This window comes from Corynebacterium sp. HMSC036D03, from assembly GCF_001836185.1.
Taxonomy (GTDB): domain Bacteria; phylum Actinomycetota; class Actinomycetes; order Mycobacteriales; family Mycobacteriaceae; genus Corynebacterium; species Corynebacterium simulans.
Genome location: NZ_KV827746.1, coordinates 201,392 through 224,828, shown reverse-complemented (window position 1 = coordinate 224,828; position 23,437 = coordinate 201,392). Strand labels below are relative to the sequence as shown.

The 23,437-nt window shown below is 59.8% G+C and carries 24 protein-coding genes; 9 read left to right on the top strand and 15 right to left on the bottom strand.

Going from position 1 to position 23,437, the window contains the following annotated elements; translation table 11 throughout:
- Positions 1-10: 10 nt before the first annotated feature.
- Entirely contained in the window at positions 11-1,300 is a 1,290-nt protein-coding gene (locus HMPREF2692_RS09410) for a PepSY-associated TM helix domain-containing protein (protein ID WP_246823441.1), read from the bottom strand.
- Positions 1,301-1,548: 248 nt separating this feature from the next.
- A complete protein-coding gene (locus tag HMPREF2692_RS09405; protein WP_070823460.1) occupies positions 1,549-2,382 on the bottom strand; it encodes an alpha/beta hydrolase in 834 nt (277 codons plus the stop codon).
- 30 nt (positions 2,383-2,412) lie between these two features.
- Here HMPREF2692_RS09405 and HMPREF2692_RS09400 point away from each other — a divergent pair, with 30 nt between their 5' ends.
- Entirely contained in the window at positions 2,413-2,919 is a 507-nt protein-coding gene (locus HMPREF2692_RS09400) for a CG0192 family protein (protein WP_062036293.1), read from the top strand.
- Here HMPREF2692_RS09400 and HMPREF2692_RS09395 read toward each other — a convergent pair.
- Positions 2,906-4,843, bottom strand: a complete 1,938-nt coding sequence (locus HMPREF2692_RS09395) for a M13 family metallopeptidase (RefSeq protein ID WP_070586928.1) — start codon at positions 4,841-4,843, stop codon at positions 2,906-2,908. The two genes, HMPREF2692_RS09400 and HMPREF2692_RS09395, sit on opposite strands and share 14 nt — an antisense overlap.
- A gap of 42 nt (positions 4,844-4,885) precedes the next feature.
- On the opposite strand from HMPREF2692_RS09395, the gene HMPREF2692_RS09390 reads away from it, so the two are divergent.
- Complete coding sequence (locus HMPREF2692_RS09390; RefSeq protein WP_070823455.1) at positions 4,886-5,461, top strand: hypothetical protein; 576 nt, start codon at positions 4,886-4,888, stop codon at positions 5,459-5,461.
- On the top strand, positions 5,458-6,306 hold the full coding sequence (locus tag HMPREF2692_RS09385; protein ID WP_070586933.1) for a PrsW family intramembrane metalloprotease: 849 nt from the start codon (positions 5,458-5,460) through the stop codon (positions 6,304-6,306). Before HMPREF2692_RS09390 ends, HMPREF2692_RS09385 begins: the two co-directional genes overlap by 4 nt.
- A gap of 4 nt (positions 6,307-6,310) precedes the next feature.
- Here HMPREF2692_RS09385 and HMPREF2692_RS09380 read toward each other — a convergent pair whose 3' ends face one another.
- Genes HMPREF2692_RS09380 through betA form a run of 8 tightly spaced genes read right to left on the bottom strand, consistent with a single transcriptional unit; the run spans position 6,311 to position 11,851 of the window.
- Entirely contained in the window at positions 6,311-6,607 is a 297-nt protein-coding gene (locus HMPREF2692_RS09380; protein WP_062036301.1) for an MGMT family protein, read from the bottom strand.
- Positions 6,608-7,402 (bottom strand): VOC family protein, encoded by a 795-nt coding sequence (locus HMPREF2692_RS09375; protein ID WP_070586936.1) that lies wholly within the window; start codon positions 7,400-7,402, stop codon positions 6,608-6,610.
- Positions 7,402-7,689, bottom strand: a complete 288-nt coding sequence (locus HMPREF2692_RS09370; protein WP_070497491.1) for an RNA-binding S4 domain-containing protein — start codon at positions 7,687-7,689, stop codon at positions 7,402-7,404. The genes HMPREF2692_RS09375 and HMPREF2692_RS09370 overlap by 1 nt, the downstream gene beginning before the upstream one ends.
- Positions 7,690-7,699: 10 nt before the next feature.
- Positions 7,700-8,623 (bottom strand): CE1 family esterase, encoded by a 924-nt coding sequence (locus tag HMPREF2692_RS09365; protein WP_070586940.1) that lies wholly within the window; start codon positions 8,621-8,623, stop codon positions 7,700-7,702.
- Positions 8,624-8,627: 4 nt separating this feature from the next.
- Complete coding sequence (locus tag HMPREF2692_RS09360) at positions 8,628-8,954, bottom strand: YbjQ family protein (protein WP_062036309.1); 327 nt, start codon at positions 8,952-8,954, stop codon at positions 8,628-8,630.
- Positions 8,955-8,964: 10 nt separating this feature from the next.
- Positions 8,965-9,318 (bottom strand): DUF2218 domain-containing protein, encoded by a 354-nt coding sequence (locus HMPREF2692_RS09355; protein ID WP_062036311.1) that lies wholly within the window; start codon positions 9,316-9,318, stop codon positions 8,965-8,967.
- A 25-nt stretch (positions 9,319-9,343) separates the two neighbouring features.
- Positions 9,344-10,054: a LysE family translocator gene (locus tag HMPREF2692_RS09350; RefSeq protein WP_070455692.1), complete on the bottom strand. Its 711-nt coding sequence runs from the start codon at positions 10,052-10,054 to the stop codon at positions 9,344-9,346.
- A gap of 21 nt (positions 10,055-10,075) precedes the next feature.
- Positions 10,076-11,851: a choline dehydrogenase gene (gene betA / locus HMPREF2692_RS09345; RefSeq protein ID WP_070455694.1), complete on the bottom strand. Its 1,776-nt coding sequence runs from the start codon at positions 11,849-11,851 to the stop codon at positions 10,076-10,078.
- Positions 11,852-12,184: 333 nt separating this feature from the next.
- On the opposite strand from betA, the gene betT reads away from it, so the two are divergent.
- Both betT and HMPREF2692_RS09335 read left to right on the top strand, forming a co-directional pair.
- Positions 12,185-14,434 carry a choline BCCT transporter BetT gene (gene betT / locus HMPREF2692_RS09340; RefSeq protein ID WP_062036318.1) on the top strand — a complete coding sequence of 750 codons (2,250 nt, stop codon included), beginning with the start codon at positions 12,185-12,187 and terminating at the stop codon, positions 14,432-14,434.
- A 45-nt stretch (positions 14,435-14,479) separates the two neighbouring features.
- Complete coding sequence (locus HMPREF2692_RS09335; protein WP_070823453.1) at positions 14,480-16,057, top strand: aldehyde dehydrogenase family protein; 1,578 nt, start codon at positions 14,480-14,482, stop codon at positions 16,055-16,057.
- Positions 16,058-16,141: 84 nt separating this feature from the next.
- Here the strand turns inward: HMPREF2692_RS09335 and HMPREF2692_RS09330 are convergent, their stop codons facing one another.
- Positions 16,142-16,687 (bottom strand): NADPH-dependent FMN reductase, encoded by a 546-nt coding sequence (locus tag HMPREF2692_RS09330; protein WP_070823450.1) that lies wholly within the window; start codon positions 16,685-16,687, stop codon positions 16,142-16,144.
- Positions 16,688-16,725: 38 nt separating this feature from the next.
- Positions 16,726-17,415 (bottom strand): alpha-ketoglutarate-dependent dioxygenase AlkB, encoded by a 690-nt coding sequence (locus HMPREF2692_RS09325; protein ID WP_070823448.1) that lies wholly within the window; start codon positions 17,413-17,415, stop codon positions 16,726-16,728.
- A gap of 150 nt (positions 17,416-17,565) precedes the next feature.
- Here HMPREF2692_RS09325 and HMPREF2692_RS12765 point away from each other — a divergent pair, with 150 nt between their 5' ends.
- Positions 17,566-18,033, top strand: coding sequence for a MepB family protein (locus tag HMPREF2692_RS12765; protein WP_246823440.1), 468 nt, complete (start codon positions 17,566-17,568; stop codon positions 18,031-18,033).
- A 340-nt stretch (positions 18,034-18,373) separates the two neighbouring features.
- Positions 18,374-19,084, top strand: coding sequence for an ASCH domain-containing protein (locus HMPREF2692_RS09320; protein WP_070823446.1), 711 nt, complete (start codon positions 18,374-18,376; stop codon positions 19,082-19,084).
- Positions 19,085-19,178: 94 nt separating this feature from the next.
- Here HMPREF2692_RS09320 and HMPREF2692_RS09315 read toward each other — a convergent pair whose 3' ends face one another.
- Positions 19,179-19,508, bottom strand: coding sequence for a hypothetical protein (locus tag HMPREF2692_RS09315; RefSeq protein WP_246823439.1), 330 nt, complete (start codon positions 19,506-19,508; stop codon positions 19,179-19,181).
- 170 nt (positions 19,509-19,678) lie between these two features.
- Here HMPREF2692_RS09315 and HMPREF2692_RS09310 point away from each other — a divergent pair, with 170 nt between their 5' ends.
- The gene (locus HMPREF2692_RS09310) at positions 19,679-20,344 is read left to right on the top strand and encodes a sugar O-acetyltransferase (RefSeq protein WP_070823444.1); all 666 of its coding nucleotides are present in this window, start codon (positions 19,679-19,681) and stop codon (positions 20,342-20,344) included.
- Positions 20,345-22,612: an ATP-dependent RNA helicase gene (locus tag HMPREF2692_RS09305; protein WP_070823442.1), complete on the top strand. Its 2,268-nt coding sequence runs from the start codon at positions 20,345-20,347 to the stop codon at positions 22,610-22,612. It begins immediately after the preceding gene.
- On the opposite strand, the gene HMPREF2692_RS09300 is transcribed toward HMPREF2692_RS09305, so the two are convergent.
- Positions 22,613-23,395 (bottom strand): TSUP family transporter, encoded by a 783-nt coding sequence (locus HMPREF2692_RS09300; protein ID WP_083281314.1) that lies wholly within the window; start codon positions 23,393-23,395, stop codon positions 22,613-22,615.
- Positions 23,396-23,437 lie beyond the last annotated feature (42 nt).

Genomic DNA, 23,437 nt, shown 5'->3' with positions numbered 1-23,437 from the left:
GGCAATCGTCCTAGACAGGTTGCTTGATGCTTTCCCCTTCTTGGGTTTCGCGTGGCTCGGTCTGTTTCGCCTTCTTAGCGCGCTGCACTGCCCAATCCACAAGGAAGAACAGCACCAGGGATGCGCCGAAGAGCGGAGCGATGATGGAATACAGCACCGCGCCCACGACCAGCGCTGGCGAGAGCTTCAGGTGCTGGAGCGAGCGCTTCGGGCGACTAAACCACATCCACAGGCCCATGACGCTGACCGCCAACAGGCCTAGCGCGAGAAGCGCAAGCGCAACCTGGTTGTAGATTCCGAACAAGGTGCCCATATGCAGCTGGATGAGCCATGGGACCACCTTGGCCATGAGCGGCCAGTCCTTAAAGTCCACGCGGTCCACCACTTCGCCAGTGTGCGGGTCGACAGCGATGGCATCGTAGCTCAGCTTGTAGTCTTGGCGTGCCTCAGTGACGGTCCACGCTGGCGTCTCCGCGGAAGGCGGCGTCATGTCGAGGATGCCGGTCAACCCTGCCGAACGCGCGGCCGCCAACGCGTCTGCGCCGCCCATCACGTTCATGTCCCCCGTCATGTCCATATGGTGATGCTCGGCATGCGGGTCCGCGGCGGCAGTTGCTGCGGGCTTGGGCTGCATCCAGTCCATCTTCTCGCGCAGGGTAGAGATGTTTTCACCAGCAACCAAGGACCAGGTCAGGCCAGTGATGGTGAGGAACACGAAGCCGGGCAGCAGCCACGCGCCGATCTTGGAGTGCAGGGTGAGCATCTTGCCCGCTTTCCGACGCCGCTTGAACCACAGGTAGATGCCCATGATCGCCAGTGCGCCCAGCCATGAGGCGGCGAGCTCGGAGTAGATGCGGCCGGCGTCGCCAAGCCAGAGGCGGCGGTGCCCCTCGGAGAGCCAGCTGCGCAACGGCAACGCGCGAGAGGAACCATACTGCACGAGGTCACCCTTGATTTCGAGCGTGGCGGGGTCCACGAACACTGCGTGGGCGTAGCTGGAGGATTTCAGTGCGTCATCCGCGAAGAGCACGCGGGTGTTCTTCTCGTTGTCGTCGAAGGCCTGCACCTTGCTTACTGCGAGATCCGGATAGACCTTCTGGGCTGCTGCGATCTGCTCATCGAGGCTGTGTGCTTCACCGCTTCCTGACGCCACGATCTCATTCTTGTACACCACCGACTCGATGCTGGGGGCCAAGGCGTAGAAGAACCCGCTCAGCGCTGCAACGATGAGGAACGGCGCTATGAGAATACCGGCTGTCTTGTGTAAGCGCGACATCGCACCATGATTGGAAATACTCATGGGTGAATAGTCGCGACGCTATTAGCAATAGTTCCCGATAAAGTTTTCTTGTGATCCTTTCGAATCGCGGGAACTTTTGCCGGCAGTGGTCAGGTTGCCCTCAATTCGGTTTGGTTTCCCTGGTTGGGTCCCCCTCTAATGGTCCCTTTACGAGTAGCGAAGCCGTGCGGGATGCCCCATTGGGTAGCTTTACCCCCAAGGGGATCCAACCAATGGGACCAAACCGCTAAACGCTAAAACCAGGCGGCTTAGACGGAGCGCAGGAAGTCCGCGGTGTCCATGATGCGCTGGCGGGCCACTGCCGGAGTTGAGATGCGGTGAGTGGAGACGTAATCGGCGGTTTCGGCGCCAGGGATGGTGACTCGCTCGGCGATTTCGTCTTGCACCGCAGTCTGGACGAGTGTGCGCGGGTACTCGTTTGGCAGCTCGTAGCCGGCGCGGATCTCCTCGGGGAGATTGGAAAGCGCGGCGAAGTCGGGGAAAGTAAGGATGAGTGCATCGGCGGGCGCGAGTGCAGCCAAGGCGCCGCCCGAGGAGTAGCCCCACACGGTCACGGAAGCCGCACCTTGTTCGCGGGCATAAGCGATGGCCTTGTTGACGGATTCCACCATGTCAGCCACGCTGTGTTCAGGTGCTAGCGGGTAGTCCACGTCGATGATGGTGGTGCCGGACAACTGTGCTGCGGCGGCAACTTCGGGGCGCCACTGCATCTCTAACGCGGTTCCATCACCGCGCCACCAGCCGCCGGAGTGGAGGGAGACTGCCCACTTGCCATTCGGCGCAGTGGGCTCGAAGATGGCGCCAACCTCATGGTCACGCTGCGTGATTCCATCAGTGAACTTGGTACCCGGCAGCGCGTGGTCAACCGCAGTGCCCAAGACCATCATGGAAGCCTGCGTGATGCGATCCGGTAAAAGCGCGCAGTAGCGGTCAGCATCCGGCGAGCCGCCGCCAGCCCACGGCGGACGGAAATCCGGCAGTGGGTAGTGGACCTGCATGTAGGTGTAGAGCTGTTCCAGCTGCTCCTCCTCGCTCAACTGGCGGTCTTGGCCGCCAATCTGCCACTGCTCAATCGAAGTCATGCATTCGAGGTTACCGCTACTATGGCGGCCATGACGAAGGTAGCCAAACTCCACCCCACCGCCGAACTATCCCCCACTAAAGCCGAAATCGCAGCTAAGCACGCCCACATCGACGAGATCATTGGAAGCTACCGCGCAGTAGATCCTGATGACGAAGTTGGCATTGAAGTCCTCCTCGGCCACGATTACGCCGGCAACATCGTCCAATTCCCCGTCACCTACCGCGCCGCCGACAATGCCACCAACAAACCACTGTGCGCCATGGACCACTCCGTGCTCGGAAAGCGCTCGGTAGCCCGCGCCGAAGACGACCCAGTCGCCATCACACAATGGGTCCATCTTGTACAAAACGAGGAAACCTCCGCCGCATACTCCACCGGCCCACAGCGCTTCCACGCCTATGGCACCGGCGGACTACCTGGCGAAATCGAGTTCTTGCCCACCCTTACCGTTACCCCACCGGAGGCTGGGCAATTACGAGTAGTCGACTCCGAGACCGGAACCGACTACCTCGCGGCGCGTCTTACCAGATTGTGACGCGGTCTTCCTCGGCCAGGTAGAACGGAGAATCCTTCTCTACCTCGAAGGCCTCGTAGAACTCCGCCACATTCGCCACGATGAGGTTGCAGCGGAACTCCGCCGGGGAGTGCGGATCGATGGCCAAGTACTGGGTGGCCATCTCCGGACGGATTGCGGTGCGCCAAACGCGCGCCCAGGACAGGAAGAGGCGCTGCAGGCCGTTGTACTCGGCGTCGTAAAGCGCAGGAGATGCGTCCTCCACCTCGAAAGGGGCCACTTGGCCAGCGATGTCGAGGCCGTTGTCCGCGCAGTAGTTCTTGTAAGCCACCACTGCGATGCCCAGTCCACCCAGGTCACCGATGTTCTCACCCAGGGTGAAGCTGCCATTGACGCCCGCGGAATCAGTACCTTCCAGAACGGAAGGCACGCGGCCGTTGAACTGCTCCACCAACTTCGCGGTGAGCTTTTCAAATGCCGCGCGGTCCTCTTCAGTCCACCAGGAGTTCAGGTTGCCCTGGCCATCGTACTGCGAGCCCTGGTCATCGAAACCGTGGCCGATCTCGTGGCCGATGACCGCGCCGATTGCGCCGAAGTTCTCGGATACGTCGCCGCCCTCAGCGGAAGGGACAAAGAATGGCGGGCGCAGGATGGCGGCCGGGAAGGTGATGTCATTGACCACCGGGTTGTAGAAAGCGTTGACCGTCTGCGGGGTGGAGAACCACTCGTCGCGGTCCGCGGGCTTGCCAATCTTGCGCAGCTCGAAGTCGTGCGCCCATGCGTTGCCCGCGCGGACGTTGGCCACGAGGTCCTTGCCCTCAGAGCTGAAGCTCAGATCGGAGTAGTCGCGCCACTTATCCGGGTATCCAATCTTGGCCTTGAACTGGGCAAGCTTCTCCAGCGCGCGCTCACGCGTTGCCGGAGTCATCCACTCGAGCTGGGAGATGCGCTCGCGGTAAGCAGCGGTTAAGTAATCAACCAGGGTGTCCATCTCCGCCTTAGATGCCGGCGGGAAGTGCTGGTCCACAAAGACCATGCCAATCTCCTGGCCCACCAGGGACTCCGCTAGGCCCACGGCGCGCTTCCAGCGGTCACGCTGAGTGGTAGCACCGGAAAGGCGGGTGCCGTAAAACTCGAAGTTCTTCTTGCCCACCTCTTCCGGCAGGTACGGCGCGCGGGACAGCAGGATGTGCCAGGTGGCCCACAGCTGCCAATCTGCCATGCGGTCCGCGGTGAAAAGCATCTCGAAGTGCTCGAGGTAGGAAGGCATCATGTTCACAACGCGCTGTGCTTCCAGGCCACCACCTGAAAGGATGGCGCGTGCCAACTCCGGCAGCTCCTCGAAAGGCATCGGGTTATAAGTCTTCACGGCATCGCGCGTGGAAACGACATCCCAATGACCGGCAGCCAGCTCCTTTTCCAAACCCACGATGCGCGTGGCGGCAACGTCGGCGCCCAAGCCGAACAGGCGGGCAGGATCGAGGAAGCCCAGCATCTGCGCCACGTGCTTTTCATATGCAGCCAGCGTCTCCGCATGCGCTTCCTCGCGGTAATAAGCCTCGTCCGGCAGGCCCAGGCCAGACTGGATGACGTAGGCCACGGCTTCCTCGGAACCGGAATCCTTTTCCGCCCAGAAGGTCACCGGGGCGCCGACTCCCTCGCGCTCGAGTTCGCCGAGGCGCTGCGCCAGCTCTTGAGGGTCGGCTGCGGTGAGGTGGTCGAGGTCGGCGTCAATTGGCGCCATGCCTGCACCATTTACGCCCTCGGTATCAAGGTGCGATGCGTAGAGCGCGCCCGGGCGCCCAGTGTCATTTTTAACAATCTCGTGCACGAGCTCTTCCGCCTCGTCACGCAGGTTGTGGAAGGTGCCATCAACGCCCCGATCATCGGGGATGACGTGGGATTGTAGCCATGGTCCGTTGACAAATTGGTAGAGATCTTTCATGCCAGCCACTCTAGGCGAATCAATCCGGTTAAGGTGTGGACTATGCCAACTTATCGGTTCCCACCATCACAACTCCGCGGATATTTTCTCGCGGTCGTTAGCTTCGTGCTGGTAGTGCTCGTCATCCCCACGCTTATCGCAGCAACGGTGACCCCGCCCGAGCCGAAGACCGAGGAAGTGGTGCTTGATTCTGCGACAACAGGTTTCAGTGAGGATGAAACCTGGACCATTGAGGTCCCGGGTCTGCGTTGCACGCCTAATTCGGAGACCATGGCGAACCAGGCCTGGGACTGCGGTGCGACGCTCGTGCAGGTGGTCAGCACTGAAGGCCTCGACGGTGCCGACGAGGAGGTGGCGATGCATCGCGCCGTCCGCGGCTATGCTTACGGCGAAGTTTCCACGGTAAAGATCCACAGGGAGGGCGATGCACTCGCGCTTTACGACGCCCCCGCCGACGCAATCGTCCTCTCCCGCGACGGAGAGGGCGACTTTACCGACTTTGACTACATCGTGGTGCTCACCGGCGGCGATTTCACCCACGCCGCGGAACTCATCTGGCAGGCCTTTGGACACCGCGAGCTGCCGGTGAAAGCGGAGACGGGAGTAGTGGCATCATGAGCAAACTCTTCCGCAACTCGCTGTGGGTACTACTGGCTCTGGGCATGGTGAGCATCATGGCTAACCTAATCAGCTACCTGCTGATTGCTCCTGCTTTGGTGGTACCCAGCGTGCTCATCGGCGGCGCCTACGTGGCCCTCGTCCTCTTTTTGCTTCGCCTAAGCCCCATGTTCCCGGCGCGCGGATGGGTCTGGGCGGCGCTCCTGTGGGGTGGCGGTACCGCGGTGGGCATGGCTTTGCTCTCCTCTACTCCGCTGATGACGCTGGCGTCATCCTTCGGGTGGCAGGCCGCCACGATGTCGTGGGCGGGTGCCTACCCAGAGGAGATTTCCAAGACCACCGGAGTCTTCTTCATTCTTTTGTCATTCCGGCAGCTCAACCGGCCGTGGCACGGCTGGGTCGTGGGCGCCACCGTGGGCTTAGGCTTTGAGACCCTCGAGAACGTGTTGTACAGCGTCGTCGGCGGCACGATGCACCCGCTTTCTGACTGGACCGGAATGTTTCAGATGTGGGGTCTGCGCCTCATCGCGGGTCCGGCGCTGCACGTCTTGCTCACCGCGCTGGCGGGTTGGGGAATAGGCTGGGCGCTATTCAGCGCGAACAAGACAGTCTGGTGGCGCCTGGGCTCCATCTTTGGCTTCCTTTTGCTAGCCTTTGGCCTGCACTTTTGCTGGAACTACCTGCCGGAGAACACCACGCTGATGCCAGTTCAATACGTGCTGGTGGGGCTGGTGCTCTACCCACTGAACATCTACCTGGTCTATCGCGGCAACAAGTTCGCGCGGGAAGACACCACATACAGCGTGATGCATGCTGGCACCGCGGTCAGCAAGAGAAAGAACTAAGCTCTCAACCGATCAACCCTTCCAAGTCGCGGGCATCTAATCCATGGCGACGCATGCTTACGCGGCCGTCTTTATGAGTAATTCCTTCGGCTTCCCAGCGTAGGATTGAGCGCTCAGGCGCGTGCGAGGTGCCGTCGGCGCGTACCACGCGCCACCAGGGCAGGCCGGGGACCTTCTTCATCACCCAGCCCACGTAGCGGGCATGGCAGCCCGCCGCTTTAGCCACTTCCCCGTAGGTAGAGACGTTGCCGGCCGGAATGCGCCGAACGACCTCCGCTACTTCCTCTACCTTGTCTTTCATCTAAAAGTCGAGGTTGAGAACGTCGTCCGACTCGCGCGGCTCTTCCTCCGGCGCGTCCTCGACCTCGGCCAGAGTGACCGTAGCGCCGGTGGAATCAGCCAGCAGGCATAGGCGCCCGAAAGGCGAATCCCACGGCTCGCGGATAACCTCACCGCCAAGCTCTACTGCCTTGGCAGCAGCCGCCTCGAGATCACGCACGCCGAGGTAGGTCTGCCAGAAGCTCGGCACCTGCGGCGGGAACTGGCCCTCCGCGTTCCAAAAGCCGGCGAAAGGCGCGCCTTCTTCCTCCGCGGTGGCATAAGCATCGCCGCCACGGACCTCCCAGTTAAACAGCTCGCCGTAGAAGTCCAAGGCCTGCTGGTAGCTGGTAGTGGCAGTCAGTTCGTGCCAGACCGGCGTGCCCGGTTCGCCGCCGGCCACGAACTGGTCCGCGCCCGCCGGTTGAATGAGGCCAAACATGCCACCCGCGACGTCGACAAGCAGCGCCATATGGCCCAGCTGCACCTGCGTTGCCGGCACCAGCACCCGGCCGCCAAGCTGCTCCGCACGCGCACAATCGCCGTCGATGTCCTTGCTCAAAAAATAGGTCACCCACGTATCCGGCATGGAAGCCTGCTCTGGCTGCGGAATGAAGCCGGCAATCGGCAGGCCCTGCACGCGGCCCACGCGGTACTCGTTAGTGGAATCTACTTCCCAGCCCAGCACCTGCTCGTAGAAGTTCACGGATTTCCGCGGCTCAGAGGTGGTCAGGTCAATCCAGTAGGGCATGCCTACTTCAGCTTCGAAAGCGGGCATTACATGTTCCTCCACTTCTCCGGATCAAAGTCATCGTCTGCTGTGGCCTCATCGAAGTAATCGTCCTCGTCCTCATCTGCGGCGGCCACGCGCGCAGAAGTGCCATCGATACTGACCTCATCTCCTGGGTACAAGGTGGCGCCGCGCTGGGTTTGCACCTGCCCATTGACCGTGACCTCGCCTTGCGCGATGAGCTCCTTTGCTTCACCGCCGGTACCGACGAGGGAGGCCAGCTTGATGAACTGGCCGAGCTTAATGGAATCGCCCTTGATTGAGACTTCTAACATGCGGCATAGCTTACCGAGAAGGCACCTTGCCGGGATACTCAACCTTAAAGAAGTCCAAAATGGAGTTGGTTGCCCAATCGTGCGGGACAAGCCCGCTGCGATCCGTTACGCCACCGTTCCAGGTGTGCGTACCGCCCTTAATTTTGTAATTCACGGTGGGCACCGCGCAGGAACCCCACGTAAAGCGGGTGACTGCGTCTTCCCGGTGCTCGGCGGGGAAAGGATCGCAGGCATTGTCCTCGGCGACTTCCGCCATGGTCTCCTCCACACCGCGGTAGTGGCCACCGTGGGCGGTGCCGCCACCGTAATTAATAACGACGTCGGCAGTGCCGTGCACCGCAAAATAAGGGGTGGGCTTTCCTCCACAGTTTTCATCCACGGCATCGTAGTTCGCCGCGGAAACCGTGGCGGCGCCGTCCAACTGCCGGTTGCAGGCTAGGGCGCGCACGAAACCGCCGCCATTGGAAAAGCCTGCGGCAAAGACGCGGCCGTCGGTGTTGTAATTCTGTTTAACCCAGGCCAAGGTGTCATCGACCAAAGCGAAGTCTTCCCCCAAGGAAGTCTGCGCATAAGGCGCAGGCGCCCAAGCCTCCCCAATACCCGCCGGAAAGAGCGTGATGGCGTTGGCCTCATAGAGCTCAGTGTCCTGGAAGATGGTCGCGGGATCGCTGTTATATCCATGAAAGACCATGACCACCGGCGCAGGCTGCGCTGCGTCATAGTTATCGGGTACGTGCGCGATGAAGCTTCTGCCGCTGGGCAGCTCGATCGTGCGGTAGTGGCCGGTCTGCGTTGCGCCCTGGGAAGGAAGCTCGGCCTTTTCCGAGGCCGTTTCCATGTCCGCGGGATAATCATAGCGGCCGTGCCCCGGCTCATCGACGTGCGAGCACGCGCTCAAGCCTAGGCACAGCGCTATTAAAAGATACTTGCGCACCTATCTAGAGAGCGCGCAGCTTTACTGCTGTGCCGGTGGCGGTGACCATCAGCATGTCGTTGGCCTGGCCCATAGGCGAGTAATCAAAGCTGATGCCCACGACGGCGTCGGCGCCCAGCTCCTGGCCGCGGTTCCACAGCTCGTTAAGCGCTGCCTCGCGGGCCTTGACTGCCTCTTCCTCATAGCCAGCGGAGCGGCCGCCAGTGAAGCTGCGGAAGGAGGCGCCTAAGTCCTTGAGGAAGTTAATACCGGTCACCGTCTCACCCGCAATGACGCGAATGTACTCGGTGATTTCGTGACCATCGACGTTGTTGGTAGTGGTGAAAATCATGAGCCCTAGACTACCTGCGTTCTGGGGGAAGATCAGCGACGCTGAAGTACACGCCCGGTGTGCCGTCGGCGCGGGTGAACTCGACCTTCAAGTCGTCCTTCTTGCCAAAGCCCACGAGGTGGCGGGCCACAACGTGCTCGACGGACTTGATGCTTTCTGAGTCTGCCTCGACGTTGAGGAGGAGGATGTTGGGCTCAACAGCAAGGTCGAGGGTGCCGCGGGTGTTTTCGCGCTCGAAGACGCAGCGGCCGGTTTCGGTTTCTGGGTCCCAGTGGGCGTCAATCTTGGCAGAGAAATGTGATGCCAGCTGCTTGCCGTAGCGTGCCGGGCGATCGGTTGAAACGCGTGCGGTGGAATTGCTCATGCCGGTCACTGTACGTGATTTAGGTTTACCTAACCAGCGCGAGGATTCCCTCATAAATCATCACGCAGCCCAAGGCGCCGAAAATGAGGCCCGAGCCGATATCGAGATGGGCCGAATACTTCGTGAGGAAACGCGCCGCCGCGCGGACGATGAGCGCGAAGGTAGAAAACCACGCCACGGAGACCACAGTCAGGATGATGGCGATGAACACGGTCCATTCAAGCCCCATGTCAGGGCGAATGAACTGGGCAAAGACGGCACCGAAGAAGACAAGCGCCTTCGGGTTGGAAAGGTTGGTGAGCAGGCCCAGCTTGTAGGCGCGGCCAGCGGTGATGTCCTCGACGTCGCCAGTGCTCACTGCCTGCTCGATGTGCTCCTCGTCGAAGCTTCCCGCGTTTTCTGCCGAGTCCTGTGAAGTACTGCGGGCAGAGCTAAGGGCAGAGCGCCGTTGCGCCAGGCCCGAGCGGATGGAGCCATAGGCCATCCAGAGAAGGAAGCCGCCGCCCACCAGCTGCAGCAAGCCGAGCAGACTGGGGCGAGCGGCGATAAGAGCAGATAGTCCTGCCAGGGAGGCGGTGAGCCAGACGACGATTCCAGTGCAGATGCCCAGCGCACACATAATTCCGGCACGCATGGACCGCGGGGCGACGCGGATGACCTGCACTACATCAGGGCCGGGAGCGACGATCATCGCCACCCACACTCCTAGCAGCGAAACTAATGCAGCTAAAGTCATCCGACCCTTCTTTTGGCTCTTCTAGTAAGCACCCTTTACGGCCTGCTTGTGATCGCGCACTGCCTCGCCTGGGGCGTACAGCGGCATATCCTCGCCAGCCTTGTACCAGGTTACGTCGTTAAGCGGTGCCAAAGGCTTCTTTCCGGCAATCAGATCGGCGGCCTTCTCGCCCACCATCATCGTTGGCGAGTAGATGTTGCCGTTGGTCACGGACGGGAAGACGCCAGCATCAGCGATGTAGAGGCCCTCAATGCCCCAGACCTGCATGGTTTCTGGGTCCACAACCGCCATAGGGTCATCCTTGGAGCCCATCTTGGTGGTGCACGACGGGTGCAGTGCGGTCTCACCGTCGTTACGTACCCATTCGAGGATCTCCTCGTCGGTCTGCACGTCAGGGCCCGGGCTGATCTCGCGGGCGCCCACCTCAGCCATGGCTTCGGTGTCCAGCAGAGAACGCGCAACGCGCACTGCCTCGACCCACTCGCGGCGATCCTGGTCGGTCTTCAGGTAGTTGAAGAGAATCTCCGGCTTTTCGTGGATATCGGCGCTCTTGATGCGGACATGGCCCTTGGTATCGGAGAACATCGGGCCAACGTGCCACTGGAAGCCGTGCTTGACGTCGGCCTTCTGGCCGTCGTAGCGCACTGCCATCGGCAGGAAGTGGAACATCAGATTCGGGTATTCCTCGTTCTCGTTGGAACGAACGAATCCGCCACCCTCGAAGTGGGAGGTTGCGACCGGGCCCTTCTTGGTGAGAATCCACTGCAGGCCCATAAATGGCCAGCGCCACTTGTCCAGGTAAGGCTGGGAAGAAGCGGTGGACTTGGTGGTCTCGTACTGGATGTAGACCTCGAGGTGATCCTGCAGGTTCTCGCCGACGCCCGGCAGGTGCTTGACGACGTCGATTCCGTGCTTGCGCAGCAGTTCCTCATCACCGACACCGGAGACCTGCAGCAGCTGCGGGGTGTTGATGGCGCCAGCGGAAAGGACGATCTTCTCGGCGAATACGCGGTGGACGCCGCCCTTCCACTCGTATTCCACGCCGACGGCCTTCTGGCCTTCGAAGAGAACCTTGGTGGTAAACGCGCGGGTACGAACCTCGAGGTTCTCGCGGTCTAGGTTCGGGTGCAGGTATGCACGCGCGGCGGACCAGCGCTTGCCGTGCTTGATGTTGCGGTCGAAAGGAGCAAAGCCTTCCTGGCGGTAACCGTTAACGTCGTTGGTCAGGTGGTAGCCGGCCTGCTGCACGGACTTGAACAGGGCCTGGAAGAGCTCGCTGGTTGCAGGACCGCGGGAAAGGTAGAGCGGGCCGTCGTGGCCGCGGCGCGGATCGTTATCTTCTGCCGCGGCGGCGTTTTCCATGCGGTTGAAATAAGGCAGGCAGTGCGCGAAGTCCCAGTTTTCCATGCCCGGGTTCTTGGCCCACTTCTCGTAGTCCATGGGGTTGCCACGCTGGTAAATCATGCCGTTGACGGAAGAAGAGCCACCCAGCAGCTTGCCACGGGCGTGGTAGATGCGGCGGCCATTCATCTCTGGCTCCGGCTCGGATTCGTACATCCAGTCGTAGTTCTTTGCACCAATCGGGAAAGAGAATGCGGAAGGCATGTGGACGAAGAGATCCCACAGGGAATCGTTGCGTCCGGCCTCAAGGACCAGCACACGAGTGTTCTTGTCTTCGGTCAGGCGTTCGGCGATGACGGAGCCTGCGGAGCCACCGCCAACGACGACTACGTCGCTTACTTCATCGGTGACCTTCTTAGCGGAACGCTTCTTGGTCAGCTTGTCCATAAAACCCATAAATCCCCTTCTTTCTGTGAAATATTTCACACGTCAAGATTGTCCCACCGGAAGTGAAAACATTGTAATTTATACAAAAGTCTGTATTTATTCACATCGCCTCATGTGCGGGCACTACCTTCAGAGTACACATCCTTCTAGAAGTTTGCCCATCTTAATGTATATTTACCTTGTCCGGATGGATGTCTCTGGAGATGAAATCCGAAGTCTTTGCACATAGGTTGCCCGAATATGATTCATTTCACTCACCTTTCTCTCCCTGCGATCTTGTGAGCATTTTGGGGCACCCGTGCGAAAGATTCGGCCCAAACCAACCAACATTAGGAGAAGTAGATGGCTAACTTTGACCCTCACGATCCTGAGGAGTCTCACACTTCAAGTAAAGTCCCCCAAGAAGGGGGTAAAAACACCTCTCTCGCAACCCCATCTGGAGAGCCCAAGAAGCGCAGCCCACGCTACCAAGTTCGTGCCCTCGTCGGCAGCTACAAGGCTGAAACCGGCGATGCCGTAGGCGCGGATCAGGTCCCTGCTCCCAAGACAAACTGGCCGGTATTTATCATCTCCGGCGTCCTCATTATTGCCATGGCGCTCTATGCCGGGCTCGGCCGCGATTCCGCGGCGGAAACCCTCGCCAGCGTCACCGGCTGGATCGGCCACAACCTCGGCTGGTTCTATGTCCTCACCGCCACCATCGCCGTGGTCTTCGTGCTCTATATTGCCTTTTCCAATGCCGGCAATATCCGCCTCGGCCCGGACCACTCGCGGCCGAAATTCAACACCTTCTCTTGGGCGTCCATGCTCTTTGCCGCCGGCATCGGCGTGGACCTCATGTTCTTCGCTGTCGCAGAACCCGTGACCATGTACGTCACCCCACCGGTCGGGGAAGGCGAAAACATGGAGGCCGCCAAGGAGGCCGTGGTGTGGGCGATGTTCCACTACGGCATCACCGGTTGGGCGCTTTATGCACTGATGGGCATGGCCTTCGGTTACTTCGCCTACCGCCTCAATATGCCGCTGGCTATCCGCTCCGCGCTGTATCCGCTCATCGGCAAGCGCGTACACGGCCCAGTTGGTGATGCAGTCGATATCGCTGCCATGCTGGGCACCGTCTTCGGTGTGACCGCCTCCCTGGGCATCGGTGTGGTGCAGCTGTCCTACGGCTTCCACCTCATCTTCGGCATCGAGCAGGGCCTTGGTCTGCAGTCCGCTCTCATCATTATTGCGGTGGCCATTGCCACACTGTCGGCTGTATCCGGTGTGGATAAGGGCATTCGCTTCCTCTCCGAGCTGAACGTCTATTTGGCCATCGCGCTGATGGTCTACGTCGTGGTCTTTGGCAAGACCGCCTACCTCTTCGATGCCATCGTGACCAATATCGGTGACTACGTCTCGAAGTTCCCATCCTGGACCATGGAGACCTTCGCCTTCGCCGAAGACCAAGCCAACGTAGACACTTGGATGCAGTCCTGGACCCTCTTCTTCTGGGCATGGTGGATTGCCTGGGCTACCTTCGTCGGCCTGTTCCTCGCCCGTATTTCCCGCGGCCGCACCCTGCGGCAGTTCATCTTCGGCGTGCTGACCTTCCCCTTCCTGTTCATCCTGATGTGGATGTCCTTCTTCGGCAACACCGCTTTGGACATGGTTCGTTCCGGCGAATACCCCGACTTTGCCGAAGCCGCAATCAATACACCGGAGCAAGGCTTCTACGACATGCTGGCCGAGTTCCCCGGCGCATCCATCGTCATCTTCTTGACCACGTTCATCGGTCTGCTGCTCTACATCACCTCAGCCGACTCTGGTGCGCTGGTGATGTCCAACTTCACCTCGAAGATTACGGATAGCCGCCAGGACGGCCCGAAGTGGATGCGCATCTTCTGGTCCGTCACCGTGGGCGCACTAACCCTGGCGCTTTTGCAGATCGATGGCATCACCACAGTCCAGTCCGCCACCGTGGTCATGGGCCTGCCTTTCGCCTTCGTGGTCTACCTCATTATGTTCTCCCTGTGGAAGTCCCTGCGCCTAGAAAACGTGCAGCGCGAAGCCCGCACCACCGCTATGCACGGAGTGATTTCCTCCCGTACCGAGCGCGAACCGGCCAATGCCGACCTCTGGAAGAACCGCCTCGACCGGGCCAATACCTTCCCCTCTAAGCAGGAGATGGATACCTATTTGCGCGAAACCGCCACCTACGCCCTCCAGCAGGTGGCAACGCACATGCGTACCCGCGGCTACGACGCCATCTTGCTCACCAGTGAGCTTCCCGACGTCGAACTGCCCCAACTCGACCTAGAAGTAAAGCTGCACAATGAGCGCATGTTCCGCTACCAGCTTTTCCCGGTAGCGGCCGAGCGCCCCGATTTCAGCGCGGGCGAAGGCGACGAGTACTACCGCCTTGAGGTCTACGATATGACCGGTTCGCTGGGCTATGACGTCTACGGCTATTCCGAGAACCAAATCATCAATAACGTGCTGGACCTCTACGAGCGCCACCTGGCCTTCCTCTACATGCAGCAGACCCAGCCGGGTGACTCCGATGTCTCTGATGGCGCCGAGCCCGAGCGCACCTGGCGCGAAGATAGCTAAGCTGGCCACTACAACTACCTCTATGAGAGAAAGGTTGCTTTTCACTTGAGCACCCAGAACACTTTGTTCGACCCCACCCAGACCGACCTGCTGAAGGGCGTGCATGCTGATGGCGCCCCGAAGTCCCTGTTCATCAACGGTAAGTGGGAAGCCGCCCAAAGCGGCGACACCCGCACCATCATTTGCCCGGCCGATGGTTCCACCGTCGGTTTAGTCTCCGAGGCATCCGACGAGGACACCAAGCGCGCCATCAAGGTTGCCCGTGAAAGCTTTGATAACGGCGAGTGGACTAATACCCCGGCCGCCGAGCGCGGCAAGCTGGTCATCCGCGTGGCCGATTTCATCCGCGAGCACAAAGAACTTTTCGCTTCCGCGGAGTCCGCTGATACCGGCAAGCGCTATGAGGAGTCCTTGGGCGATATGGATGACATCGCCAACGCCTTTGAGTACTTCGGCACCCTGGCCCAGCACCAGGCCGGCCGCGTAGTCGACCCGCAGGATCCCAACCTGCGATCGCGCATCGACGCCGAGCCCGTTGGCGTCTGCGGACTGATTACCCCGTGGAACTACCCGCTTCTGCAGGTCTCCTGGAAGGTCGGCCCGGCCCTGGCCGCCGGCAATACCTTCGTCCTCAAGCAGGCGGAACTCACCCCGCACACCGCGATGCTGCTCATGGCCGCCCTCAAGGAATGCGGATTGCCAGATGGCGTAGGCAACCTCATCACCGGCGCTGGCGCTAACTGCGGCAACCCGCTGTCGCAGCATCCAGATGTGGACATGGTCTCCTTCACCGGTGGCCTGGTCACCGGCAAGATCATCGCAAAGAACGCTGCGGAGACCGTCAAGCGCACCGCGCTGGAGCTCGGTGGCAAGAACCCGAACGTCATCTTCGCCGATGCGGACTTCGACGTCGCTGTAGATAACGCCCTCAACGGCGCTTTCTTCCACTCCGGCCAGGTCTGCTCCGCGGGTTCCCGCATCATCGTGGAAGAATCCCTGCACGATAAGTTCATCGAGGCACTGGTGGCGCGCACCAACAACATCAAGATCGGCGGCCCAACCGACGATAAGGCGGAGACCGGCCCGCTCATCTCCGCCGATCACCGCGAGAAGGTCGCCGCTTACGTGGACAAGGCCCGCGAGCAGGGCGCCAAGATCCTCACCGGCGGCCGCGCTGCTACCAGTGAGGACACCAATGGCCAGCACGGTACCGGCAACACGGACCTGGGCAAGGGCGTGTACTACCTGCCGACCATCATCGATGGCGCCACCAAGGACATGGAGTGTGTCCACGACGAGGCCTTCGGCCCTACCGTGACCATCGAGACCTTCACCACCGAGGAGGAGGCCATCGCCATCGCGAATGACACCGAGTACGGCCTGGCTGGCGCCGTCTACACTTCCGACGCCGGCCGCGCCGAGCGCGTTGCCCGCGCCCTGCGCCATGGCACCATCTGGATCAACGACTTCCACCCGTACCTGCCGCAGGCAGAGTGGGGCGGCTTCAAGCAGTCCGGCAATGGCCGCGAGCTTGGCCCCACCGGCTTGGCCGAGTACCAGGAGCACAAGCACGTGTACCAGAACCTCTCCCCTGCCGCTTGGGATCAGTTTGGCCTGCAGTAACTAAGCCGGCCACATAAAAGTCAGCCCCCGCTGCTCGGAAAGAGCGCGGGGGCTGACTTTTTGTATGCGGCCAACGCGAACTGATTATGCAGTAACGGCATCTTCCAGCTCGGCCAGCAAGGAATTGGTGCGTTCTACCTTGGCATCTACAGGGCGGAATTCGCCGTCGGTCCAGTCAGTAAAGAAACCGAAGTCGAGCTGATTGCGCAGCTGTGGCATGGAGAAGTTGACTACGATGGTGCGCCATGCTTCCACGCCGCGGATTGCGCCCGCTGGACCGTAACCGGCGAACGCAACCGGCTTACCGGCCCACTCTGCGGCCAAGCAGTCGAAGGCATTCTTGAATGGACCCGGCACCGAGCGGTTGTACTCCGGGGTAACAAATACGAAACCATCGCAGACATCCACTGCATCGGACCACGCCTGCACCTTTTCATCCGCATACTGCTTATTGGCGGTGGCAGGAATGACGTCAGTGGTCAGCAGTGGAACATCAAACTCCTTGAGATCCAGCAGGGTGTACTCCACCCCATCCTGGCGCCCCTGGGCAAGATCATAAAGCCACTCACCCACGACCTTGCCGGCCGAGTTATCGCGGGTAGTGCCGATGATGATGCCGATACGAGACATAAGAGAACCTTCTTTCCTTCAAGCTTTATGTAACGTCCCTACTTTACCGCTCGTCCCAAAACTTGTCTGATGGTGATGTTGATACGTCCCTCACTCAACCCGCACCCCGCCGGCAACGTGTCGGCATTTACGCGCACTACCCCGTGGTAGGCAAAACGCTTTGGTCCACCAAAGACCACCAAATCCCCAGAGCACAGCGTGATATCATCCCACGGCCGCGTACGCGATTCGGTATGACCCATGCGGAAAAGCGCCTCATCCCCAATGGATAGCGAAATCACCGGGGCGGGTGACTCCTCCGAATCATCCACGTGCATGCCCATGGCCGAGCCCGGCGGATAGTAATTCACCAATGCCATCTCCGGCACAAACGTATCCACCCACGGCTCTAGCTCAGGTGCTACCTCGGCCGCGGCGCGCAGCGCTCCCGGAGCAATCCGCCGCAGACTCTCCGGCACCGGCGGAACCCGCGTACCGTCCATATTGTCTACATACCGATAGCTGGGATAATGCCAATACCTGCCCAGATGCAGCTGAAAAACGCTCATTTGCCCGCCGGATTTCAACCGCGGCCGCACCATCGCCATCGGCGTCGCCGCATACTCGCGCGCAATGCCGCGCATCTCTTCTACCAAGGCCTTCTGCTTATCGACGCCCACCCATCCCGGCACATGCCCCACCCCCGGAGCCACACGCACGCTCGGCCGCGGCAGCGAATCAAAAAGCATGACCTCACCCTAAACCCAACGCCCCAATAAACCGATCCAGAAATTTCCTTCAACAAGGGTAAGAATCGTTTCAAGACAAATCGGACCCAACCCTGGACACTTCAAATAACGTGGGAATTTGTTGCCCTCCGCCGCTTTCCTTAAGCTTCAATGCTGGACGAAAAAGATGCGGATATCGCCTTGAAGATGAAGTTTGATTCCTTTTACCAATTTGTGGCGGCCTTTAATTTAGAAGGCAGCATAAATGAAACAAGTGATAATGCGAATTATGAATCGGGAATAGCCGAGTTGGGAGCTAAAACCTGGCATGTTCGCACAGCACGCACCACGCCTTCTAAGCCGGGAGCCTTCGTAGCATTCTGGCAACGCAACCATGAAGGGGAATCCGTGCCTTTTGAAGATTCTTCCTGCGGCGACGGTCTCCTAGTCTTTGTGATTCAAGGAGATCACCGAGGTGTGTTTCAATTTAGCAATCAAGATTTACAACGTCTCGGTATTACCTCCGGAGCAACCCCAGGAAAGAGAGGATTTAGAGTATATCCGCCATGGAGTGAGGGGCTGAACTCCAACGCTTTAAAGACTCAAAAGCAGCAACAGGCATCGTTTACAGAATTTTGATTTGCGTGTACACAAGCAAATCGATCACAATCTGCACACCCAGTACGCAGAAGGGTGGTAAACGCTCAACTTACGCGCTAACGCGGTTTTCGGCGGATCCACCCACCTGTTAAAGCGCAAAGAAAGAGGACTGCTTCTGTCATTGCTGCGGCACATTGCTTATTCCGACTGCTGTCCTGCATTCTCTGCCCACACGCGCGCTCCCACAAAAGCGGTAGTCATAGCATTCATGAGGACGTCTGTTAAGCCCAGCAGTTTTTTATGCATCCAAGAAACCCCGATGTTCCCGATCTCTGTCTTCACATAGATAAAGCGCGTTGGCGTTTATTACCCTTAAAGAGTGATTACTAACGAACTTCGAAATTTGCTAGCCAAAGCAACTACTCACGCACGGCGCTTTCAGGACGGAGGAGATCACACTGTAGCCGCAGCACTCCTCACCAAATCAGGCAAACACGTACTCGGTTTGAACGCGCACCACTTCCTCGGTGGTCCTTGCGGGGAAGTCTCGGCTTTAGCTAACCATGCTGCTAGTTATCCAGAGGACCCAATCCAAGCAGTAGTCGCCGTATACGGACCTACTGGTCAAGTTATTCCTCCCTGCGGTAAATGCCGCCAGGTGCTTTTTGATGTTGATCCGTCCATTCGGTGCATCGTGCGCGGAAGCAATGGACTTGAAGCACCTACCGTAGAAGAACTCTTGCCATTCGCATTCAACTGGCGAGATATGGAACAAGAGCAGCGCATCTACATGTGGGAAGGCTACGAGGAATCAATTCGTAGCGGAGAAAAGCAACAAACCATCCGCGTAGATGATCCTTTCCATGAAGGAAGTGCCCAAATTGTCTTCGAGAAAGAATCTGGAGAGATCGTCACCATTCCTGCACAGGTCACGGCCGTTTCCTCTACCCAGCGAAGTGAATTGTCGGAAAAGCAAGCTAGAAATGACGGTTTTGGCTCTCTTTCCGAGCTTCAGGAAGCGCTAGATACTCACTATCCCGGATTAGGTGACGATGACGAAGTAGACGTCGTCGAGTTCAAACTGCGGTAATCCATCCATACCGAAAGGTGGAATAGCCCTCCTCCCCACGTGCAGAATTCACCTCATCGATAACGTCATCCTTGCGGGGTGAAGATTGCGGGAGCTACCGCTGGGGGTCTTCTATTTCCCTTATCCAGAAGTTCATCATCTCACCGATAGGATCCGAGGAGGAAAACACTTCGCTCGCTATTTCCCTAGGAGACCAAGTATCCGGAAGGCCTTGAAATCCTGCGCCGATCTTTCCAAGCGTCACTGCTGAAGAGTTTTTGATTGCGCTGAGGATGGTAACGACATCATCATACGTAGCATAAAACGAGTTTTTCCCATTCGCCCCAGTTGCATCAGCAATACAGATCCAGTCGTTAAGTTCCGCCATATCGCTCAAAATATTATCGACGATTTTTCTTGAATCTGTTTCCATATGCTCACTCATTGTGCTTGGCCTTCTACTAACACTCAACCTTAACTCTGAGAATCAGCAACCGCTTTGCCAATGTCGTCTACAAATTTTATCGAGCCAACAAAAGCGGCATGTGAGTTTGTGATTTACCGGAACCTAAGTGATTTCCGCAGATACTTATTAAGCACCACCCACCCTCTACAATGACACCCATGGATGCACAGGAGCGGCAGGACTTGGAACGCTACGGCTCATGGCAGCGGATGACCGGTGGGCAGTGGTTCTTGCCGAGCATGCCGGAGGCGAAGAAAGAGCACCAGCGCACTTTTCGCTTGGTAAAGCAGCTCAACGAGCTGCACAATACGGACCAGGAGCGTGCCGAAGGCATTTTGCACGAGATACTGCCGGAAGATTCCGCGGTGCCAGGCCTGCATGTGCCGTTGAATCTGGAGTACGGCTGCAATCTAGTATGCGGCGAGCGCGTCTTCATTAACTTTGGCGCTACCATTTTGGCCCAGGCCCAGGTGATGCTCGGTGATGGCGTCATGGTGGGCCCCAATTGCTCCCTGATTACGGTGGGGCATCCGGTAAACGATCATGAGATGCGCGCTGGTGGGTGGGAGATAGCCAAGCCCATCACCATCGGTGACAACACCTGGCTCGGTGCCAACGTCACTGTGCTGCCAGGCATCACCATCGGAAAGAACTGTGTCATCGGCGCAGGCACACTTATTACCACCGATATCCCGGATAATTCGCTGGTCCTGGGATCACCCGGCCGCGTGGTGCGCGAGCTGGAAGACAATGAAGAGGTCTGGGAACGCCAGGATCTCAACGGTCCTGTCGAAGGTTTTGGAGCCGCCAAGTAAATGTTTGATCTCGCTCGCATCGGCGATGGTCTGCCCGTCGCCGAGACCATCGATTCGCTGCCGGAAACCGGAAACGTCGTCATCCAGGCCCCGCCCGGCACGGGTAAGACCACACTCGTGCCACCGGCGCTAGCCAATCATGCGGCAGGAGGTGGCAAAGTCATTGTCACCGCCCCACGTCGTGTGGCCGTGCGCGCGGCCGCGCAGCGATTAAGCACGCTTAGCGGCACCCCGGACAAGGTCGGCTTCGCCATCCGAGGCGAGTCCCGCAAGGGCAGCGAGGTCGAGTTCGTCACGCCGGGCGTGCTGCTGCGCCGCCTGCTTAAGGATCCGGAGCTCGAGGGCGTGTCCGCCGTTGCCATCGATGAGGTCCACGAGCGCCAGCTCGATACGGATTTGGTGCTAGGCATGTGCCTGGAGCTGACCGAATTGCGTGAGGACTTTCGCGTCATCGCCATGTCCGCCACCGTGGATGCACAGCGCTTTTCCCAACTTATGGACGCACCCGTGCACGTGACCGAGGCGGTGACCCATCCGCTTGATATCCATTACGCGCCCCTGCCGGGCAGGGCGGCGGGAACGAGGGAGTTTTACGGGGACGTCGCCAAGCAGGCAGCCTGTCAGCAGGAATCAACGCTGGTCTTTGTGCCAGGCGTGCGCGAAGTAAACCTCGTCTGTGAAGCGCTGCAGGGCCATAATGTGTTCCCGCTGCACGGCAAGCAGACCACCGCGGAGCAAGACGCCGCGCTATATACCGATGAACAGCGCATCGTCGTAGCTACCTCTATCGCGGAGTCCTCGCTTACCGTGCCGGGCGTGCGCGTGGTGGTAGATGCCGGGCTTTCCCGCGTTCCCCGGCGCGACACCCAACGCGGCATGTCCGGGCTAGTGACGGTGTCTACCTCAAAGTCGAGTGCCGACCAGCGCGCTGGTCGTGCCGGCCGTGAGGCACCAGGCACCGTGATTCGCTGCTATTCGCAGGACGATTACCAGCACTTTTCCCCACACACCACCCCGGAGATCCTCTCCGCGGACCTCACCCAGGCCGCGCTATTTCTGGACTGCTGGGGCGCAGGCCCGGACTTCCCGCTGCTCGATCCGCCGCCGGCCCAAGCTCTGGCATCCGCGCAGGCGACCCTCAAGCGCATTGGCGCCACGCAGGAACTCGCCCTCCTGCCCACCGATCCGCGCCTCGGCGCCTCCTTGCTCCGCCACGGCAGCCAGGCCGCGCCCATCATTGCCTCGCTTGCCGACGCCCCCTTAACCCCCGATCTCACCCGTCACCGCCCACCTCAAAAAGAGGTCAAGCGGCTTGCACGTCTCGTAGACGATCTCGGCCCCGCCGATCCCGGGGAGGTCGTCGCCACCGCCTTTCCCGAGCAGGTGGCCAAGCGCATGGGCGAGGACTACCTGCTGGCTAGCGGCACCCGCGCGCGCCTGCTCGATAGCTCGGGCCTCACCGGTTCCCCGTGGCTCGCCATCGCGGAGGTTTCCCTGTCTAATGCGGGCAATGCCATCATCCGCTCGGCCGCCCGCATCGAGGAAACCGCAGCTCTGGCGGCCATCGGCGTCACCGAAGAAACCCGCGCCTTCCTGCGCGATGGCCGTGTGCGCGGCGTCAAAGTCAAGGCCGCGGGCGCCATCACGCTTTCTGAAACCCCTGTCAAAGTCACCGGCCCCGCAGCCGAGGGGGCACTTGCCGCCGGCATCCGTGAAGAAGGCCTAGGCCTCTTTACCTTCAGCGAGAAGGCCCAAAGTTTAAAAGACCGCCTGCGCCACCTGCACGCCCACTTTGGCGAGCCGTGGCCAGACGTGGAGCAGGCGGATCCCGCCGAGTGGCTCGGATCCGAACTCCACCGCATCGCGGAAGGAACCCCCGCCGCCAAGCTCGACATGTACCCCGCGCTGCAACGCCTTCTGCCCTGGCCAGAAGCCACCCACCTGGACGAGCTCGCCCCTGAACGCCTCCCAGTCCCCTCCGGCCGGGACGCACGAATCGACTGGTCCGGCGATCGCCCCGTGGTTCACATCAAGCTACAAGAATGCTTCGGCCTGGCCGCATCTCCCGAATACTGCGGCCACCGCGTGCAATTCCACCTGCTCTCCCCCGCCGGGCGGCCACTCGCGGTGACCGATGATCTCGCCAGCTTCTGGTCCGGCCCCTATGCTGGCGTGCGCGCCGATATGCGCGGGCGCTACCCCAAACACCCGTGGCCGGAGGACCCGTGGAACGCGGTTGCTACCGCGCGCACCAAAAACCGAATGTAGTTAGCCCCATTGCTGCCAGCCCAGGTAGCAGCTCATGACCACGACCAAGGTAAGTAACGCGTAGCGGATGAATTTGGCGCCGCCACCAAGTACGGTACGAGCGCCGAGGAGTGCGCCGGCGATATTGGCTACACCGAGCACGATGCCAAGCGTCCACCACACGTGCCCGCCAATAATAAATACGATAAGCGCACCGAGGTTGGTAGCTGTATTGACTACCTTGGCCATGGCCGCAGAGGTCAAAAAATTCTGCGCAAAAATAGAGGTAAACGCCATGATCAAAAACATTCCGGTACCCGGACCGAAGATGCCATCATAAAAGGAAATGATGCCGGAGAGCACCAAGACCACGACGGTCCGCCACCCGCCACGGATACCGGCCGAGTCGCTGTTGCCAAAATCTGGCTTGAAGGCAACGAAGATGCCCACGGCCACCATGAGCACGATGATGATGGGGCGCATGATGTCTTTATCGAGGCTCGAGGCCACGCTGGCCCCCAATCCGGAGCAGACCAGCGCGATGAGGATGAAGCGCGCCATTTCTGCCTTGTCCAGCTTCACCTTGCGAGCGAGGGTCACGGCAGCGGATCCGGTGCCGGTCACCGCGGCGAGCTTGCTAGTGCCCAAAGCAGCGGCCGGAGCAAGGCCCGGCAGGACCGCCAGCAGCATCGGGATCAAGATCAATCCGCCACCGCCGATGACCGCATCGACCCATCCCGCGGCCGCAGTACCAAAGAAGAGAATTATCCACTGCACCACATCGATTTCCACGCCCCCGATCATAAATCTTGAATGATGTAAGGTGATAACCCGCCTACTGCCCTC

Coding starts and splice junctions, on each gene's coding strand:
- HMPREF2692_RS09325 (WP_070823448.1), bottom strand. CDS start 17,415: ATGCTTTTTGATTCGCTGCCGCGGCCGAGCGTGCGTGTGGCTCCGGGG.
- HMPREF2692_RS09380 (WP_062036301.1), bottom strand. CDS start 6,607: ATGAAAGACAAGGTAGAGGAAGTAGCGGAGGTCGTTCGGCGCATTCCG.
- HMPREF2692_RS09355 (WP_062036311.1), bottom strand. CDS start 9,318: ATGAGCAATTCCACCGCACGCGTTTCAACCGATCGCCCGGCACGCTAC.
- HMPREF2692_RS09375 (WP_070586936.1), bottom strand. CDS start 7,402: ATGCCCGCTTTCGAAGCTGAAGTAGGCATGCCCTACTGGATTGACCTG.
- HMPREF2692_RS09370 (WP_070497491.1), bottom strand. CDS start 7,689: ATGTTAGAAGTCTCAATCAAGGGCGATTCCATTAAGCTCGGCCAGTTC.
- HMPREF2692_RS09400 (WP_062036293.1), top strand. CDS start 2,413: ATGACGAAGGTAGCCAAACTCCACCCCACCGCCGAACTATCCCCCACT.
- HMPREF2692_RS09305 (WP_070823442.1), top strand. CDS start 20,345: ATGTTTGATCTCGCTCGCATCGGCGATGGTCTGCCCGTCGCCGAGACC.
- HMPREF2692_RS09390 (WP_070823455.1), top strand. CDS start 4,886: ATGCCAACTTATCGGTTCCCACCATCACAACTCCGCGGATATTTTCTC.
- HMPREF2692_RS09385 (WP_070586933.1), top strand. CDS start 5,458: ATGAGCAAACTCTTCCGCAACTCGCTGTGGGTACTACTGGCTCTGGGC.
- betA (WP_070455694.1), bottom strand. CDS start 11,851: ATGGGTTTTATGGACAAGCTGACCAAGAAGCGTTCCGCTAAGAAGGTC.
- HMPREF2692_RS09360 (WP_062036309.1), bottom strand. CDS start 8,954: ATGATTTTCACCACTACCAACAACGTCGATGGTCACGAAATCACCGAG.
- HMPREF2692_RS09350 (WP_070455692.1), bottom strand. CDS start 10,054: ATGACTTTAGCTGCATTAGTTTCGCTGCTAGGAGTGTGGGTGGCGATG.
- HMPREF2692_RS09300 (WP_083281314.1), bottom strand. CDS start 23,395: ATGATCGGGGGCGTGGAAATCGATGTGGTGCAGTGGATAATTCTCTTC.
- HMPREF2692_RS09310 (WP_070823444.1), top strand. CDS start 19,679: ATGACACCCATGGATGCACAGGAGCGGCAGGACTTGGAACGCTACGGC.
- HMPREF2692_RS09410 (WP_246823441.1), bottom strand. CDS start 1,300: ATGAGTATTTCCAATCATGGTGCGATGTCGCGCTTACACAAGACAGCC.
- betT (WP_062036318.1), top strand. CDS start 12,185: ATGGCTAACTTTGACCCTCACGATCCTGAGGAGTCTCACACTTCAAGT.
- HMPREF2692_RS09315 (WP_246823439.1), bottom strand. CDS start 19,508: ATGAGTGAGCATATGGAAACAGATTCAAGAAAAATCGTCGATAATATT.
- HMPREF2692_RS09330 (WP_070823450.1), bottom strand. CDS start 16,687: ATGTCTCGTATCGGCATCATCATCGGCACTACCCGCGATAACTCGGCC.
- HMPREF2692_RS09395 (WP_070586928.1), bottom strand. CDS start 4,843: ATGAAAGATCTCTACCAATTTGTCAACGGACCATGGCTACAATCCCAC.
- HMPREF2692_RS09405 (WP_070823460.1), bottom strand. CDS start 2,382: ATGACTTCGATTGAGCAGTGGCAGATTGGCGGCCAAGACCGCCAGTTG.
- HMPREF2692_RS12765 (WP_246823440.1), top strand. CDS start 17,566: ATGCTGGACGAAAAAGATGCGGATATCGCCTTGAAGATGAAGTTTGAT.